16 protein-coding genes, 1 tRNA gene and 1 pseudogene are annotated in these 16,749 nt (G+C 43.9%); 13 read left to right on the forward strand and 5 right to left on the reverse strand.

The window, feature by feature from the left end; all coding sequences use genetic code 11:
* Positions 1 to 72 precede the first annotated feature (72 nt).
* The 4 genes from MKY54_RS06865 to MKY54_RS06880 all read left to right on the forward strand — a co-directional run bounded on the left by MKY54_RS06865 (position 73) and on the right by MKY54_RS06880 (position 2,785).
* Positions 73 to 654, forward strand: coding sequence for an RNA polymerase sigma factor (locus tag MKY54_RS06865; RefSeq protein ID WP_076125482.1), 582 nt, complete (start codon positions 73 to 75; stop codon positions 652 to 654).
* Positions 651 to 1,103, forward strand: a complete 453-nt coding sequence (locus tag MKY54_RS06870) for a zf-HC2 domain-containing protein (protein WP_038569222.1) — start codon at positions 651 to 653, stop codon at positions 1,101 to 1,103. Before MKY54_RS06865 ends, MKY54_RS06870 begins: the two co-directional genes overlap by 4 nt.
* Before the next feature lie 75 nt (positions 1,104 to 1,178).
* Positions 1,179 to 1,676: a hypothetical protein gene (locus MKY54_RS06875; RefSeq protein ID WP_076125480.1), complete on the forward strand. Its 498-nt coding sequence runs from the start codon at positions 1,179 to 1,181 to the stop codon at positions 1,674 to 1,676.
* Between the two features lie 17 nt (positions 1,677 to 1,693).
* A complete protein-coding gene (locus MKY54_RS06880; protein ID WP_076125478.1) occupies positions 1,694 to 2,785 on the forward strand; it encodes a DUF5668 domain-containing protein in 1,092 nt (363 codons plus the stop codon).
* 76 nt (positions 2,786 to 2,861) lie between these two features.
* On the opposite strand, the gene MKY54_RS06885 is transcribed toward MKY54_RS06880, so the two are convergent.
* Positions 2,862 to 3,842 (reverse strand): aldo/keto reductase, encoded by a 981-nt coding sequence (locus MKY54_RS06885; RefSeq protein WP_339189970.1) that lies wholly within the window; start codon positions 3,840 to 3,842, stop codon positions 2,862 to 2,864.
* Between the two features lie 226 nt (positions 3,843 to 4,068).
* Between MKY54_RS06885 and leuB the strand changes: the two genes are divergently transcribed.
* From leuB to MKY54_RS06910, 5 genes are all read left to right on the forward strand, one after another.
* Complete coding sequence (leuB, locus tag MKY54_RS06890; RefSeq protein WP_076185413.1) at positions 4,069 to 5,151, forward strand: 3-isopropylmalate dehydrogenase; 1,083 nt, start codon at positions 4,069 to 4,071, stop codon at positions 5,149 to 5,151.
* A 181-nt stretch (positions 5,152 to 5,332) separates the two neighbouring features.
* On the forward strand, positions 5,333 to 5,872 hold the full coding sequence (locus MKY54_RS06895) for a peroxiredoxin (RefSeq protein WP_036680102.1): 540 nt from the start codon (positions 5,333 to 5,335) through the stop codon (positions 5,870 to 5,872).
* A gap of 225 nt (positions 5,873 to 6,097) precedes the next feature.
* Positions 6,098 to 6,505: a hypothetical protein gene (locus MKY54_RS06900; RefSeq protein ID WP_036680100.1), complete on the forward strand. Its 408-nt coding sequence runs from the start codon at positions 6,098 to 6,100 to the stop codon at positions 6,503 to 6,505.
* Positions 6,506 to 6,896: 391 nt separating this feature from the next.
* Positions 6,897 to 8,000: an ATP-binding protein gene (locus MKY54_RS06905; protein WP_036680098.1), complete on the forward strand. Its 1,104-nt coding sequence runs from the start codon at positions 6,897 to 6,899 to the stop codon at positions 7,998 to 8,000.
* Positions 8,001 to 8,107: 107 nt separating this feature from the next.
* A complete protein-coding gene (locus MKY54_RS06910; RefSeq protein ID WP_179086310.1) occupies positions 8,108 to 9,613 on the forward strand; it encodes a leucyl aminopeptidase in 1,506 nt (501 codons plus the stop codon).
* 98 nt (positions 9,614 to 9,711) lie between these two features.
* Here the strand turns inward: MKY54_RS06910 and MKY54_RS06915 are convergent, their stop codons facing one another.
* The 4 genes from MKY54_RS06915 to MKY54_RS06930 all read right to left on the reverse strand — a co-directional run bounded on the left by MKY54_RS06915 (position 9,712) and on the right by MKY54_RS06930 (position 12,437).
* Positions 9,712 to 9,858: a hypothetical protein gene (locus MKY54_RS06915; protein ID WP_172628785.1), complete on the reverse strand. Its 147-nt coding sequence runs from the start codon at positions 9,856 to 9,858 to the stop codon at positions 9,712 to 9,714.
* Between the two features lie 103 nt (positions 9,859 to 9,961).
* Positions 9,962 to 10,141 carry a FeoB-associated Cys-rich membrane protein gene (locus tag MKY54_RS06920; RefSeq protein WP_038569228.1) on the reverse strand — a complete coding sequence of 60 codons (180 nt, stop codon included), beginning with the start codon at positions 10,139 to 10,141 and terminating at the stop codon, positions 9,962 to 9,964.
* Positions 10,142 to 10,185: 44 nt separating this feature from the next.
* Positions 10,186 to 12,198 (reverse strand): ferrous iron transport protein B, encoded by a 2,013-nt coding sequence (feoB, locus tag MKY54_RS06925; RefSeq protein WP_036680095.1) that lies wholly within the window; start codon positions 12,196 to 12,198, stop codon positions 10,186 to 10,188.
* Complete coding sequence (locus MKY54_RS06930; RefSeq protein WP_036680093.1) at positions 12,195 to 12,437, reverse strand: FeoA family protein; 243 nt, start codon at positions 12,435 to 12,437, stop codon at positions 12,195 to 12,197. The genes feoB and MKY54_RS06930 overlap by 4 nt, the downstream gene beginning before the upstream one ends.
* A gap of 238 nt (positions 12,438 to 12,675) precedes the next feature.
* On the opposite strand from MKY54_RS06930, the gene MKY54_RS06935 reads away from it, so the two are divergent.
* From MKY54_RS06935 to MKY54_RS06950, 4 genes and pseudogenes are all read left to right on the forward strand, one after another.
* Positions 12,676 to 13,635: an aldolase catalytic domain-containing protein gene (locus MKY54_RS06935; protein WP_339189972.1), complete on the forward strand. Its 960-nt coding sequence runs from the start codon at positions 12,676 to 12,678 to the stop codon at positions 13,633 to 13,635.
* Positions 13,636 to 13,879: 244 nt separating this feature from the next.
* Positions 13,880 to 16,006, forward strand: coding sequence for an EAL domain-containing protein (locus tag MKY54_RS06940; protein ID WP_076192986.1), 2,127 nt, complete (start codon positions 13,880 to 13,882; stop codon positions 16,004 to 16,006).
* 64 nt (positions 16,007 to 16,070) lie between these two features.
* A tRNA-Gly gene (locus MKY54_RS06945) sits at positions 16,071 to 16,144 on the forward strand.
* Between the two features lie 148 nt (positions 16,145 to 16,292).
* Positions 16,293 to 16,556: pseudogene (locus MKY54_RS06950) on the forward strand (cation diffusion facilitator family transporter); the annotation flags it as partial.
* Positions 16,557 to 16,749 lie beyond the last annotated feature (193 nt).

A 16,749-nucleotide genomic window follows, 5' to 3' on the forward strand; every position in this document is an offset into this window, starting at 1 on the left:
ATATTCCTCTCTTCAGCCTATTTCAAAAAAACCAAAAAAATTTATGTATAGGTTGCAGGGGAGAACGATTGGTTGGCGTCTAACGTTATGAAGGTGAAGGAGGGGAGAAAGCTGGAAGAGGCAGAATGGATTGCTGCTGTGCTGAACGGTCAACATCAAGCCTTTGGGCATTTGGTGACACGTTACCAAGGCATGGTATACAGAGTATGCGTCAAAATCACAGGAGAAGCCGAATCGGCCAAAGATATGGCCCAGGAGGTTTTTATAAAAGCATATAAAGCGCTCCCCTCTTTCAGAGGACAATCCTCCTTCTCGACATGGCTGTATCGGATTGCCTACCGAACCTGTCTGGACTGGAAACGGGCCAACGATAGGGAGTGGAAGTACCGAAGTGCAGCTGATTACACAGAAAATGATTGGGTAACGTCTCAAACTCCGGAGCATGAGGTACTTGAGCAGGAAACATCAGCTGAATTAGGTGAGAATGTGAACAGTCTGGCGGAACCGTACCGGTCGGTCGTCCAGCTGTACTATTTTCAGCGGAATTCCTATCAAGAGATTGCAGAGCAAAAGGGAGTTTCCGTGAAAACAATCGAATCGCAGCTTTATCGAGCCAGACAGATGATGCGTAAACAAAGGGAGGAATGGCGATGAATTGTGCAATAGTGAAGGAATGGATGCCACATTATATAGACGGCCTACTGTCTCCAGAGATGGAGCTGAGTATCCGATTGCACATAGAGTCATGTCCTGATTGCGCAGAGTGGCTGGAGGAAGCCAAGGCAATGTCGGAGCTGTGGTCGGAAATGGATGCTGACAGAGAACAGTTGCAGGCGCAGATGGACTTCCCGGATCTCGCAGCAGATGTTATGACACATATTGAGCAGCTCGAAACAGGGCGCAGATCACGAGCGACTAAGGCAACCAATGTAAGACGTCGTTCTGCCCCAAAAACCTCATGGATTCATTATGGAGTGGCTGCTTGCCTCAGTTTGTTATTGTTGCAGTTTGGGGTATTTGAGAATTTGGCCTATGGCATTACCGAAATAAACGGCCATATGTCGAATTCAGTAACCCAGTGGTTTGGTGGCTTTGGGAGATAGTAATAAAATAATTGATCATCAATAGATGTTTAAATTGGCTAAAGTTTTGCTACCCAAATTTTAGGAGGATGTATTATGATTAAGAAGAGACGTTGGCTCACTTTTATGCTGGCTATGATACCTGGAGTAGGTCATTTGTACTTAGGTTTTAAAAAGCAGGGTTTACAGTTTATGATCGGGGCCTCCTTATGTATAATGTTTATTCCGTCCGAGCCCTTGATCTTCCCGTTTGCCCTGGCGGCGCTGTGGTTTTATCAGTTGTTTGATGCCCTGCAGAAGGCGGCTTGGATGAAAATAACGGCTGCTGAACACGAACGAATGATGTTTCATCCAGACAGCTTCGGAGCCCCTTGGACCATGGGTATGTCCTCTATGCCTGGATATCCACATGAAGAGATCAATCCAGCTTGGGTGGGAATCGGCTGTGTTGTTGCTGGATTCCTCATGTTGGTAATCACAGCTTTCCCTACCCTTTGGGATATGCTGACTGAGATCAACATCGGCACGATCTTATTATCAGTGGGTCTGATTGCGTACGGACTGAAGATGTTAAGGAATAATACGAGAGCATAAGAAACGGGGATTTAACTATGGGGAGATGGAAAATAGGAAGTTTCACAGCAGCCTTGGGCTGCATTGCCCTTGGTGTCATTATCGTGATGGCTCAGTATGATATGATCAGCTATGAGGTGCTTGGTTTTTTATGGCCGGCGTTGTTGGTCTTATTCGGACTTGAGATGTTGATTAGACTTTTTATCAAATCCGATGTCAAAAGCCGTGTAAGCGGCTGGGCCATCCTGTTAATTATTGTGCTGATCGGAGCAAGTGGTGCTCAGACAGTAATGGCCGGAGGTTCACTCAGCAATCTGATCGGTAATACACATCTAACTCCGCTTAGTGGGAATGTGGAAGTGAAAGAGAATATTACGACGCTCAAAATCGTACTTCCAAGTGGAAAAGTAAAGGTTGAGGGTGTAGCTGGAAGCTCTTTGGATTATGAGGGAAGTTTACTGCTGCCTGGAAAATCGCAAAGTGATGCTGAAAGTGCATTAGAAAAGAAATGGAAGGTTAGTACTGAAGGAGATACACTGATTATGGAGCTTGATACCGATCATAATTGGTTCTCTAACATTCAGTTTGGATTCAATACCAAAAGTCCTTATTTAAATATAAGTGCACCCAATAACCTTGCTGTTGAGGTTGAGACAAGTGATGGCTCTATAGAAGCCTGGAATCTTAAGTCAGGTATAGAGGTTGAGACAAGTAATGGTGCATTAAATATTCATGATATTGTCGGCGAAGTGGATGCACATACCAGCAATGGGTCACTATCCGTACAGAATATCCAAGGTGAAGTTGAACTTGTGAGCTCTAATGGAGCCATAGTATTGGATAACATTGATGGGGCGTTGTCAGCCAAGAGCAGCAATGGCAAAATTACTATAAACTCAGCAGTGACCGGAAACTGGAAATGTACATCCAGTAACGGAAAGATTATAGTGGGCTTACCGGCCGTGTCGGATGCGAAGATTATTGCAGATACAAGTAATGGCTCGCTGAAGGGGAATGTACCCTGGGATCGGGACGGCGATAGCTATGGTACCGCTGTGCTTGGTAAAGCCACGTATACTGTGGATTTAAGCACGAGTAATGGAAGTGTGACCGTGGACACAGCTGAATAAGTATGAGTAAAAGGGAGCTGAGGCTTCAGCGAATGGATTCTGCTGAGGCCTCAGCTCCTTTTATGATAGAACTTACCTACCAAGCATAGGCTTTAGGGGCTTCACCGCCGGGTCCAGGGAATATTTCATCTAGTCGTTTAAGCACAGCTTCATCTAGTACAATCTCAAGACTGCGCAGCGCACTCTCGAATTGCTCCAGTGTGCGGGGGCCGATAATAGGAGCTGTTACAGCAGGATTAGCCAGTAGCCAAGCAAGAGCGACATTATCCTGTGGTTCTCCTAGCTCCATACATAAGCTGGAAAAAGCCTCAAGCTGGCTCTTGTGCTGCTCTACACGATCTGCATTTCCGCCACTTCGGCTGCCCTCTATTTTTTTGAGTGCATTTCTTCCGAGAAGACCTCCATCGAGTGGACTCCAAGGAATAATACCTAGCCCCAGATGGCGAGCGGCTGGCAAAACTTCAAGCTCAGGAAGCCGACAGGTCAGACTGTATTTATGCTGCTCTGAGACTAGTCCAAGAAAACCACGAGCCTTAGCTTCTTGTTGAGCTACGGCGATATCCCAGCCTGCGAAGTTACTGGAACCGACATAACCAATCTTGCCTTGATTCACAGCCAGCTCGAAAGCTCCCCAGAGCTCTTCCCAGGACGTACTGCGGTCTATATGATGCATCTGGTACAATTCAATATGATCGGTCTGAAGACGCTGCAGGGACCCTTCAAGATGGCGGCGAATGATATATGAGGATAATCCTTCTTCATCATTAGGACCATCAAGCTTATCATTCATGGCTCCATAAACTTTGGTGGCTAGTACAACCTTTTCCCGCCGCCCGCCGCCTTGTTTAAACCAGCGTCCGATAATGGTTTCAGTCAGGCCAGAATTTTCGCCCCAGCCGTAAATGTTAGCGGTATCAAAAAAATTAACACCTGCATCCAGTGCAGCGTCCATGATGCGGAAGGCTTCTTTTTCATCCGTCTGTGGGCCAAAATTCATCGTTCCTAGACATAGGCGACTGACCTTCATGCCGGATTTTCCAAGCTTTGTATAATGCACTTCGCATTCACTCCTTTGATAGATGACTTCATAGTAATTGTAAACATCTTCAGAACTAAGAGCAAATATGCTCAGCATTCACGGTAGTAGTCTGATTCTCACTGTTTATAGGCTATACCTATCAGCTCAATAGAATCTATATCTTTGTCCTTTACGACTGGGTATGATACAACAATATAAAGAAGAACTATGTCTGTTAGAGCAGAAAACTTGAGGAGTGACTGAGATGAGTGAAGTTAAAAAAATCGCCGTTATCGCAGGGGACGGTATTGGACCAGAAGTTGTAGCAGAAGCGGAAAAAGTATTGAAAGTAACAGAAGAAGTATTCGGTTATGCCTTTGAAACAGAGCATGCATTATTTGGCGGTATCGCTATAGACGAGAAGGGCACTCCGCTGCCGGAAGATACACTTGAAATCTGTCGTAGTGCAGATGCTGTGTTATTGGGTGCTGTTGGTGGACCAAAATGGGATAATAATCCAAAGGAGCTTCGTCCTGAAACCGGACTGCTCGGAATTCGCAAAGCACTGGGGTTGTTCTCCAACCTGCGTCCAGCTGTCGTATTTGACTGTCTTAAGGATGCTTCGACTTTGAAGCCTGAAGTCCTGGAAGGCACAGATCTTATGGTAGTTCGCGAACTGACTGGCGGGATTTATTTCGGAGATAAATTGCGCCGTCAAGGAGAACATGGTGAAGAAGCTGTGGACACCTGTGTATATAACGTAATGGAAGTAGAACGAATTGTCCGCCAAGCTTTTGAAATTGCCGGCAAGCGCCGCAATAAACTGGCGAGTGTTGATAAAGCGAATGTACTTGAAACTTCACGTTTGTGGCGTGAGGTTGTGAATAAGATCGCTCCAGAATATCCGGAGGTAGAGGTAGAGCATGTACTGGTTGATAACTGCGCAATGCAGCTGCTGCGCCGTCCATCTAGCTTTGACGTTATCGTTACTGAGAACATGTTTGGTGATATCCTGAGCGACGAGGCTGCTATGCTGACAGGTTCTATCGGTATGCTTGCTTCGGCTTCGATGGGTGACGGCAACTATGGTCTCTACGAGCCCGTTCACGGCTCTGCTCCTGATATTGCCGGACAAGGGCTTGCGAACCCGATCGCAACAATCTTGTCGCTGGCCCTTATGTTCCGCTTAACCTTTGGTTATGAGGATGCTGCTGCTGCAATCGAAGCTGCAGTTGCTGCAGTATTGGATGCAGGGCACCGTACAAGTGATATCGCCGTGGATAAGAGCAAAGCGATCAGTACAACTGAAATGGGCGACCTGATTGTTGCAGCAATCCGCACAGCTTAATTATTAGTTTATAATGATTACAAATAAATAATTGATCTAATCTTGACTTTGATTTTGTGCGATGATACCATTTGTTTAGTAGACAAGATATTATCGATTTCTGCAAATTTCAATATATTTCAGTATATTGAGAGATACAAATGGTACTTTTTCTTACATAATCAGAGGGAGGATTCTAGCAATGGCGGAACGTTTAGTAGGTAGACCGGCTCCCGATTTTACTATGGAAACCGTATCAGGTGATGGTAAGGATTTTGGTAAAGTAAGCTTGTCTGATTATCGTGGCAAATGGCTTGTATTCTTCTTCTATCCGCTTGATTTCACATTTGTATGTCCAACTGAAATCACAGCTCTGAGTGACGCAGCAGCACAGTTTGAAGCACTTGATACAGCGATTCTCGGCGCAAGCATCGATTCGATCCACAGCCACAAAGCTTGGATCAATACCCCTAAGGATTCTAATGGCTTGGGTCGTTTGAATTTCCCGCTTGCAGCTGATATTACGAAACAAGTCTCTAAAGACTATGGCATTCTGATTGAAGAAGAAGGTATCGCATTGCGTGGTTTGTTCATAATCGATCCTGAAGGCGAATTGAAATATCAAGTCGTTAACCACAATGATGTAGGCCGCAGCGTGGAAGAAACACTTCGTGTTCTGCAAGCCTTGCAATCTGGTGGTTTATGCCCAATGAACTGGAAGCCGGGAGATAAGAATCTGTAAATTTTAGACCGTTATCATAGTGATCCTTGATATTCTGATTTCTACCTCCTTGCAGAAAATTTTCTGTAAGGGGGTTTTTTGCTCCAAAAGATCTTGTATATCTAAATAGATTTGAAAATAGGCGCGAAAAGTTATATTATGTCCTCGAGTGGAGGAATCTCCATTGGGGTAATGTAATACAATAATAAACAATCAAAGGGTTATTTCTAAGGAGGGCGAACAAATATGAGCTTTTGCTGTGGAGCGAGTATGGTAGGAACAAAGGGGACCCTAAAACATTATCGCACGCAAGTCCATAATGTTCCCCTGCTTTTTTGTCCGGTATGTCATCGTGTGGAGGTTCACTACAAGGTCGAGAATGAATATGAGATCTTAGCGGAATATGCACATGGAGATGGTGTTACCGACGTGGACTTTCAGGACTATGTCATGGAAGACGAAACTGCAATATTCGAGAACGTCATTAACGTCGAGAGTGAAGATCCTCTAGCCGTTGTACGCAATCAAATCGATATGGCGCTTGACCTGCTAGCTGTAGCCAAACAGATTGAGGATACCAAGTGGGAACGGGAATTGAAAAAAAGGTTAGCTGTGATGAGTCAGCGCCGTCTACGCCTGCAACAAAAGGCATAAGTTTATTACTAATTTTTTGGGCATGCCCCATTTTTCCATGTAAGCCTCCGCAATCGCGGGGGCTTTTTAGCTTTTTATAATCCTTTTTAGTTTTTCGTGATCCTTTTTAGATTTTTTTAAATCATTTAGGCGAATAAATAGCGATAAATATAATTTGATGTGATGTTTCATATGTCTTTGGAATCATTTTATGAATTTTTTTACCATTCGACAGTTTCTCCGATTGCGTTGTCTAGTTCTCTTGGATATGATTGGAATATAATTGAACCGGTTGGAAAAAGTGCAACGATTACCGAATGTTCTGGCGGCTTCGTCATACACTCAAATACATAGTAATTTGATGTCGCTTAAGCGTCTTCGTCAAATGCAGTAAAAGGGGGAACTTCGTATCGTGATTAGCCAATATCAAGAAAGTCTTCTATTACCGGGAAGAACCTATCAAACTGGACCTGTGGATACTACATACGAGGATGTTCTAGAGAATATTGACAGCGGAATCATGCTTTTTGATGAAGAGGGAGTTATAAGTTTTGTAAATAAGCAAATGTACGGGATGCTTGAGCTTACCCGTCACTCTCTTGTGGGCTGCACATTTTCCCATCTGCTGTCTAATGTTCGACTGAGCCGTTCCAAGAAAAAACAAGTACTGCAGAGCTACAGAGAGATGGTATACAAAGGAAAATCAAATTATGAGTTTCTAGACGAGTATGGCCGTTACTGGAAGGTTACTTTATGCTGCGGAGAGCAAATGAAAGGCTGTTATTTGTTCACTGTCAAGGAAATCTCGGATTATAAGTTAATCGAACAAACGGCTTACCAGAACGATAGCTTGGCTATGCTAGGCAAATTATCCGCATCTATTGCCCATGAAATCCGCAATCCGTTGACCGCGATCCGGGGATTTATTCAACTGCTTCATCCATACTTGCATCAACTGGGGAAAGAGGAATATGCCAAGATTATATTGGCCGAGATCGATCGTGCGAACGATATTATCCATGAATTTCTGTCCTCCTCTAAGCCGTCAGTTCCGCAGGTGGGGATGATACCCGTGTCCGCATTGCTCAAGGAGGTTGTTCTCCTTACAGAGAGCGAAGCTTTAATGAAGGGCTGCCAGATCAATCTTCATCCTCTTCAAGAGGACATGGTGATTTCTGGCGATGTCAAACAGATGAAGCAAGTTGTGCTTAATATGATTAGAAATGCAATGGAGGCTGTAGCGGATCGAGAAGATGATTCGATGGGGAAAATCGAGGTTGGTGCCCGCAGAGAAGGCTCTGAGGTCCGTATGTTCATATCTGACAACGGTAAAGGAATGGATATTCGTACACTGGACAGGTTATTTAATCCTTTCTTTACTACCAAAGAGAATGGTACAGGATTGGGTCTTTCCGTAAGTGACCGCATCATCAAAAATCATGGCGGATGCATTTCTGTTAGCAGCAGAGTCAACGAGGGTACTCATTTTGTGATCTCTTTGCCATTAATCCATTAGAATAAGTAATAAGAGGCTGATCCCTGCGGATAATACAGATGCGGAGATCAGCCTTTGCTTATGTTACAATGGGTGTTGGTTTGGGGAAACAAATGGAGGGAATCACAATGAATATAGAATACAACAGTGGTGTTGCCAACAATGTGCAGGGTGATGCCCTTATCCTTATTATTTCTGAGTCTGAGGTCGAAAATGGAGGCTTTTCCGAGGGCTGGGATGACAGAATTCGCCTATTGGGAAAGGCAGGTTTATTTAAAGGCAAGCTTAATCAGACTTATGTACTACCTGCTGAGAATTCATCTGGTTGTCCTGTTGTTATTTTGGTTGGCAGGGGGGACCAACTTCTCACGACTGAGGATCTAAGGCAAATGGGGGCTCAGACAGCCCGTGCAGCACTTCGTTTGAAGGCGCTCAAGCTGGTATTTGAAGTGCCGGAAAAATTACAGGAGCTTACCGTAGAGAAGGATGTGACTTCTATTGCTTATGCGCTGACGGAGGGGCTAATGCTTGGTTCCTATCGTCGGGCTACCTATAAGCAGGTGCAGTCTTTTTATACAGGCCCAACAGCAGTTGTTTTCACTATAAAAGAGAAATTAGAGGGTACTGCCGGGCGGGATTGGACTCAAGGCATTCAGAAGGGGCTAGCTTTCGGTGAGGCCACGAATTTGGCGCGGAGCTTGACCAACATGCCTGGTAATCTATTGACTCCCTCAGACCTTGCTGTGGCCGCTATAGAGGTTGCTGAGCGATATGGCTTTCCTTCTGAGGTGCTGGATGAACGGGAAATTGAGCAAAAAGGAATGGGCGGATTGCTCGCCGTCGGAAAAGGAAGTGTAAACCCTCCACGAATGATCGTCATCCGTTATCAGGGGACAGGGAATTGGGATAACGTAGTGGGGCTTGTAGGGAAGGGAGTTACCTTTGACACCGGCGGGATCTCCTTAAAAAGAGCATCAGGTATGGAAGAGCTGATTAGTGATATGGGAGGGGCAGCGGCAGTACTCGGAGTAATGGAGGCACTTGGCCGCTTACGTCCACGAATTAATGTCGTTATGGTTATTCCTTCTGCGGAGAATATGCCATCGGCCAATGCTTTTAAGCCTGGAGATGTTATTACCTCCATGAGCGGACGAACGATAGAAGTGTTGAATACCGACGCTGAAGGCAGAATTGTCCTGGGAGATGCTCTGACTTATGCTAGGGAATGGGGAGCGAAACGTATTATCGATGTAGCTACGCTGACAGGCGCTGTGTTGTCCACTTTGGGAGATATAGCAACGGGTGCTGTGACTAATGATGAAGCGTTTCTGGAGCGATTTCTGGCCGCTTCAAGCTATTCAGGGGAAAAGGTCTGGCCGCTTCCGGCATACCCGGAATTTCGTGAGATGCTAAAGAGCGAGGTTGCCGATATCCGTAACACTGCTGGAAGATATGGTGGAGCTACTACAGGCGGATTATTTGTAGGTGAGTTTGCTGAGGGCTTGCCATGGATTCATCTAGACATTGCTGGCACTGCATATGTATCTAAAGAACGTGGAGTTAATCCTAAGGGAGCAACAGGTGTCATGGTTCGTTCTATCATTCAGTGGCTGCTGAGCGAAAGCGAGATCTAAACATCCGGGGAGCTGTCCGTTCTAAACAACAAGGGGTGTTCCCTAAACCAGAGTCTGGTTTAGGGAACACCCCTTTATTGAAATCCAAGAGCAGAAGCTTAAACAGTACCACTGGATTTTTTGGCCTTCGATTGGGAAGTGTAGGATTGAATGCCGTTCATAATTTTATCGCGAGTTCCCTTATTCTTCAGTAAATATACTGCTCCCAATGCGACTGTTGTAAATAATGTCTTTTTGGTATTCATAGGAATTACCTCCTTGGTATTGTCTGTAGTTGCTTATAACAAACATACCCGTTAGTTAAGGAGGCTAAACGATAAATCTCTATTTATTGCTCGTTTTACAAGCTTACTTCTTGTTGTTAACCGGTGTTGAACAACAAGAAAGAGGGGAATCCATCGATGCTGCCGAGCAGCTTTTTCCTTTATCACAGCCTGCACAAGCGCCCTGCTTCCCCTTTTGCACATGTCGATAGATGGTCCAGCCAGAATAACCGAAAATTAAGGCGACAATCACAACATTTATCATAATGGTACCCCACTTTCATCATGAGAATCTTATAATTTACAAGTCTACGACCATCCTAATAACCGTCCGCCTTGAAAAATAATTAAAGATACGATATACGCCAGAACGAGAGAATACCCCATGGAGAAGAAGGTCCATTTCCAAGATGCTGTTTCTTTTTTGATCACCCCTACAGTAGCCAAACAAGGAATATATAGCAGGATAAAGGCCATAAAGCTGATCGAACTCAATGGTGTGAAGACTTGAGAAATTTGATTTTCTAAACCAGCAGCATCTGGTGCATGATAGATGATATTCATGGTAGAGACTACGACCTCTTTTGCCAAAAAGCCCGGAACCAATGTAGAGCCAGCCTGCCATGTTCCGAAACCAAGCGGTGCCAGTAGCGGTGCGATCATACCTCCAAACTTAGCCAGGAAGCTGTGATCCATGTCCACATCAAACCCGCCAGGACCCGCATAAGACATAAACCAAATAATTGCTGAGCCTGCAAGAATAATAGTTCCAGCTTTTCGCAGGAACCCCTTGCCCTTTTCCCAAGTGCTGCGCGATAAGGTCTTGATCTGCGGCATACGATAAGGTGGAAGCTCGATCATGAAAACTGAGGATTCATTTTTGAATAAATATTTAGAGAATACCTTACAAAGAATCAGCGCAAACACAATACCCATCACATACATGGACAGAACTGCTACGGCCTCTTGCGCCGGGAAAAATACTGCTGCGAATAAAGCGTAAACAGGCAGTCTCGCAGAACAGGACATCAGTGGCATTAGCAAGGTGGTCAGCATTCGGTCTTTGGGCTGTTCGATGCTGCGCGCCGCCATTATGGCAGGTACATTGCAGCCGAAGCCAATGATGAATGGAATAAATGCTTTTCCGTTTAGTCCCATACGTTCCATCGTGCTGTCCATTAATAAGCAAACCCGAGCCATGTATCCTGAATCCTCCAAGAAGGAAATGATCAGGAAGAGAATGAAGATTTGCGGGACAAAGACGAGGACGCCCCCTACACCGCTAATTAATCCATCGACGATCAGGGCATGCGTGAAGCTGGATGCTCCAAGCGTCTGTAGCAGGGAATTGGCTCCATCACTAATCGGTCCGGAGATCAGGCCATCGAGGAGATCTGATAGAGGTCCGCCAACCCAGTCAAATGTGGTCTTAAAGAGAGCATACATAAAGAAGATAAATAAGGGCAGTCCTAGAAAACGATGCGTCAATATGGAATCTAATCTTTCTGTTAAGTTATGAGGCTTCTGCGTTGTTGTATCAAGTACAACCTCACAAATGGAGTGGATATAATCCATCCGCTGTGAGCGAATCCATTGGGGGAGCGTCAGGGCCAGCTTTTTGATCTGTAGCTCACTCTGACAGGATTCACAGATATTTAGCAGGCGGGTGGTGTCCATACGTGTCTTTAGAAAATGAAGAATAACCGGATTCTGCTCCATAAGCTGTAGAGCAATCCAGCGGTGATTGGGTAAGTCCTTGATAGGAAGTAATTCCTTTTCTATAGAAGATATCGCATGCTCTACAATCTCACCATAGTTCAACTTGAACTTTACAGCGGGAATCGCAGAGGATTTCTCTAAAATACTGAGGACTTGTGCGCAGCCTTTTCCCGTTCTTGCAACAAGCGGGAGGACAGTTATACCCAGTCGTGATTGTAAGACTTCATGATTGATGCGAATTCCACGTGCATTGGCGACGTCAATCATATTCAGTCCGAGTAAGGTAGGTTTGCCATACTCAAGTAATTGAAGCGTGAGCAGCAGATTTCGTTCCAGCTGTGAAGCATCCACGATATTAATTAAGGCTTCAGGAGATTCTTCTATTAAATACTGGGCAGCAACTCCCTCATCACGTGAGAGTGGGTGCAAGGAATAGATGCCCGGCAAATCAATGAGCTTGCCAGCGCCGTTCTTCAGGCTGCCGATCTTCTTTTCTACCGTTACCCCTGACCAGTTACCAACATATTCGTATGAGGAGGTCAATGTATTGAAGAGAGAGGTTTTACCTGTATTGGGGTTACCTACAAGTGCTATTGAACTCAAGACACGTTCACCTCAATCAATGAAGCTTCCTTCCGGCGGATGGCGAACAGTTGTCCATTGCATTCCAAGGTAATAGGTCCTAAAAAAGGTCCTTTTCCTTTCAGGCGAATGCTCACACCCTCGGACACTCCAAGATCAGCCAGACGACGACGCAGGATGGGGTTGATTCCTTCTATTTTATGAATATATCCGGTCGAACCCGGTTGTAGTCGCAGTAATGAGCAAGAGGTAGAAGCCATTTTTATCCCTCCAAAAGAGACTGATAATCAATCTCAATGATTTTCTTGTAATGTAGCATTTTTAGGGCTTATTTACTGTGATCATTGTCGCTGACACGATGTGGTAATAGCATTAAAGAGAAGAAGATGAAATTCCTTTACATTTTATTCTTCATTAAAGTATGATTATACGATATAAATTGCATAGTAAAGCTATATTCGCGGTTATAATGATTGCAATAGTTGAAGGGAGATAATTATGAAGACTAATCAATGTAAGATTGTTGACTGCACCATCCGAGATGGGGGCCTAGTGAACAACTGGGATTTTAGTGTGGAATTTGTACAAAACTTATATGCCGGCTTGAATGAAGCTGGTGTTGATTATATGGAAATCGGTTATAAAAATTCACCAAAATTGCTCAAAGGAGCAGAGGGTGCCGGACCATGGCGTTTTCTGGACGATGATTTCCTGCGTAAAGTGATTCCGCAAAAAGGTCACACCAAGCTATCTGCTTTGGTTGATATCGGCCGCGTGGATGAGAATGATATTTTGCCTCGCAGCGAAAGTATGCTGGATTTGATTCGTGTGGCATGCTACAGCAAAGATGTAGAGAAAGCCCTGCAATTGGTACAAACTTTCCATGATCTAGGCTATGAGACAACGATCAACATTATGGCTTTGTCTAATGTTATGGAGAATGAATTGTTGGAAGCTTTTGAAATGATCCGTGAGAGCGTTGTTGATGTGGTATATATTGTAGATTCATACGGCAGCTTGGATCACAATGACATGAATTATCTGGTTGAGAAGTTCAAGACACATCTGCCAAACAAACGTCTAGGCGTACATACTCACAATAATCTTCAGTTGGCGTTCTCCAACACGTTGATTGCTGCTGAGAATGGTGTAGAGTTACTGGATGCTTCTTGTTATGGAATGGGACGAGCTGCAGGAAATTGCCCTACAGAGCTGTTAGTAACTCATTTGAAGAAAACACGTTACTCCTTGCGCCCTGTGCTTGATATTATTGAACGCCTGATGATTCCTTTGCGTGAGAAAGAGGAGTGGGGCTATATCATTCCTTATATGATCACAGGTACACTTGATGAGCATCCACGTTCAGCAATGGCACTTCGTGCATCTGCAGACAAGGATAAATCCGTTGATTTTTTTGATAAGCTTACAACACCAGAAGTAACCTTTGGTGACAAATAAACTTGAGTTTCTTAGAAGCACTGAACCCTTTCGTAGGGGGAAGTGCTTTTTTGGTTGCCTGCTAGCAGAAAATGGTTTATATTTATGCAAGATTTATGAATATATAACTTATAAACGCGCCTTCCTTTTGAATGCCCATAAAAGAAATGTAACTTAAAAGTCCTATCCCGCCGATATTTATACATAGGACATAACTATACTTGAATGTTAATTAATAGATATTATTTTCAGACGCGAGGGACTTATGAGACAAGAAGAGAAAAAGACAATTCAAGCAGCTGCTGTAGGCGCCTTGCTGTTCCTTTTAATTCAAATTTTCCATACATCGCTTAACCGATTGGACGATTGGGATATTATTTCTTCTCTCTATCTCATTGTCGGCTGCTGTAATGTTGCTTTTGGATTTGCAATATTTGCACAGGGCTGGTTATTCTTCTCTAGCAGATTATCTAAAGGAAGATTATATGCCGCTGCTCTTTTTGGTGGAATATGTATTATTGATTTCTTGCATACACTGGGTTTTGTCGGCGTCCCGTTGATTTCATCATTCATAACTTTTGAAGAATCGTTGTGGCTGCGAACCCTCTCACGACTAATCAGCGGTTTAGGAATGTTGTTTATTTTTAGCAGGGAAGATAAGCCCGTGTCTGTCTCTGAAAAAAGAAAATTGTTTAGAATAGCCTTCATGTTGATTGTGCTTTCCATTGTTTTGTTTATTTTCAGCCACTCGGCATTGCCTCAGTTATTAACTAAGCCTTGGATGAATCCATTGAAGCAGATTGCTGATTTAGCAGTTCTTTTTGTTTACTTGGCAGGTGTTGCAGTTATTGTATTTCCTGAAAAAAGTGAAAAGTCAGCCTCACTGCTTATTATTATTCGAGCACTTATCTTTTTCTCTTTGGGCCAAGCCTTTTTTATGAGTCCATTCAGTAGTGGCAATATAGATGATCTTTTTGGAATGGTGTGTAGCGGAGTTGCTTACTACTTGCTGCTTACCGGAGTATATCGTCTGACGATTGAAGAACCTTTTTACGAAAAGCAGTTGGCTGAGGAGCGGATCAATTATTTAGCCTATCATGATGATTTAACGGGACTTCCCAATAGACGTCGTCTGACGCAGCGTGTAGAAGAGATGATTATTGCTGGAGAGAAGAAAACGAGCGATAAATTCTCAGCGTTAGCTATTATGAATATTAATCATTTCAAGAATATAAATGACTCCCTGGGCCATTTTGCCGGAGACCATTTATTGAAGCTGGTGTCTGAGCGGCTTGTGAATGAGGCCAAATCTACTGAAGAGCTTTATAGTATGGGGGCGGATGAGTTCGCTTTTCTTATGATGGAGAGAGCAAGTCTTGGAGAATGTTTGGTACGAGCTACGGAGCTGCATCGATTGTTTGAGGTACCTATTGCCTTAGAGTCGGGGGAGTACCATATTTCGCTTAGTATGGGGTTAAGTATTTATCCCGGTGACGGTGAAACTGCGGAACATCTGATTCAGAATGCTGATACGGCTGTACATAATGCCAAGGAACAGGGAGTGGAGATTCGCCGGTATATCCCAGCTATGCAGATGAAAGCAAAGGAACGTCTAAAGCTGGAAAATGACCTCCGCAGAGCGCTTGAACGCAATGAATTCTTTCTGGTGTATCAGCCAAAGGTTTTGCTGGAGACGGAAGAGATCGTAGGAATGGAAGCTCTGCTCCGCTGGAATCATCCGAAACGTGGTCTGGTCTCTCCTGCGGAATTTATCCCGTTAGCTGAGGAGAGTGGACTCATTGTTCCGATTGGGGAATGGGTACTCAAAACAGCTTGTCTGCAGAATAAAAAATGGCAGCTGGCCGGCTATGTGCCGATTTGCGTCTCCATCAACCTATCTATGCGGCAATTCCTTCAGCCTAATCTAGCAGGGAGGATTCATACCATCTTAACCGACATTGGATTAGATCCATGTTATGTCGACCTTGAGATTACTGAGAGTATGACCTTGGATAAAGAAACAGCCTTTGATCAGCTGAAACGTCTGAAAGAGCTTGGTGTCTTCATCAGTATTGATGATTTTGGTACAGGCTACAGCTCCCTGCATTATCTAAAGAACATGCCGATCGACAGATTGAAAATCGACAGGTCGTTCGTATCAGAGGTTATGGAGGACAGCAACAATGCTGCTATAGTCTCTACAATCACTTCTATGGCGCATCATTTGAAGCTGAAGGTTACGGCTGAGGGTGTTGAGAACAAGGAGCAGCTGCAGTTTTTGCGTGAGCAGCATTGTCATGAAGCTCAAGGATTTCTGTTCAGCAAACCTATTCAACCAGCAGAGTTTGAGGCGATATTTTTAAAAAAGGCACCCCTCGGCGCTTCCCTGTAAACTAAAAAAATGTTGATTTTTACTTGTAGGGATGATACAATATCTCTTGTATTCAATTTCTAGTGCGGGTGTAGTTCAATGGTAGAACTTCAGCCTTCCAAGCTGATAGCGTGGGTTCGATTCCCATCACCCGCTCCATAAATTCAAACTTCCAAATCCTTGCGATGCAAGGGTTTTTTTATATCCCATCAGCCTATTAATGGTTGGTGGGATTTTTTTGTTTATGCTATTTGCCTAATGGAAAAACTTTAATATAGCGTACTTTTAAGAAAAGGTTGTGAAACTTTTGAATGGTGCAAAGATTGCGTTCCTATCTGTACTTAGCAATACATTTATCGTTTCTTTAAAGCTTATGGTCGGAGTACTTACAGGTTCAGTAGCAATTATCTCGGAAGCGATCCACTCCTCCTTAGATTTAGTTGCTTCGTTGATTGCTTTTTTCTCGGTCCGATGGTCGAGTCGCTCTGCGAATAAAGCTCATCCTTATGGTCATGGCAAAGTGGAGAATATCTCAGGGACGATTGAAACGTTGCTTATTTTTGTTGCTGGAGATATTACATGAAGGATAATAATGGTGATTAAGCACAGAGTTTCTCTGCTATTTCAATATTTTGTATTAAGTGATATGGTGATTATATCTCTTTTATATTCATTCTATATGGGGGACGGATAATGATCGCTTATTTAAGACCTTTAATAATAAGTAGCTCAGTTAAAAGCCTGATTTTTCTTTTAATAATAAT

This window comes from Paenibacillus sp. FSL P2-0121, from assembly GCF_037975345.1.
GTDB classification, from domain to species: Bacteria; Bacillota; Bacilli; order Paenibacillales; family Paenibacillaceae; genus Paenibacillus_AQ; species Paenibacillus_AQ odorifer.

Coding starts and splice junctions, on each gene's coding strand:
- MKY54_RS06870 (WP_038569222.1), top strand. CDS start 651: ATGAATTGTGCAATAGTGAAGGAATGGATGCCACATTATATAGACGGC.
- MKY54_RS06875 (WP_076125480.1), top strand. CDS start 1,179: ATGATTAAGAAGAGACGTTGGCTCACTTTTATGCTGGCTATGATACCT.
- MKY54_RS06880 (WP_076125478.1), top strand. CDS start 1,694: ATGGGGAGATGGAAAATAGGAAGTTTCACAGCAGCCTTGGGCTGCATT.
- leuB (WP_076185413.1), top strand. CDS start 4,069: ATGAGTGAAGTTAAAAAAATCGCCGTTATCGCAGGGGACGGTATTGGA.
- MKY54_RS06895 (WP_036680102.1), top strand. CDS start 5,333: ATGGCGGAACGTTTAGTAGGTAGACCGGCTCCCGATTTTACTATGGAA.
- MKY54_RS06900 (WP_036680100.1), top strand. CDS start 6,098: ATGAGCTTTTGCTGTGGAGCGAGTATGGTAGGAACAAAGGGGACCCTA.
- MKY54_RS06910 (WP_179086310.1), top strand. CDS start 8,108: ATGAATATAGAATACAACAGTGGTGTTGCCAACAATGTGCAGGGTGAT.
- MKY54_RS06915 (WP_172628785.1), bottom strand. CDS start 9,858: ATGAATACCAAAAAGACATTATTTACAACAGTCGCATTGGGAGCAGTA.
- MKY54_RS06920 (WP_038569228.1), bottom strand. CDS start 10,141: ATGATAAATGTTGTGATTGTCGCCTTAATTTTCGGTTATTCTGGCTGG.
- MKY54_RS06930 (WP_036680093.1), bottom strand. CDS start 12,437: ATGGCTTCTACCTCTTGCTCATTACTGCGACTACAACCGGGTTCGACC.
- MKY54_RS06935 (WP_339189972.1), top strand. CDS start 12,676: ATGAAGACTAATCAATGTAAGATTGTTGACTGCACCATCCGAGATGGG.
- MKY54_RS06940 (WP_076192986.1), top strand. CDS start 13,880: ATGAGACAAGAAGAGAAAAAGACAATTCAAGCAGCTGCTGTAGGCGCC.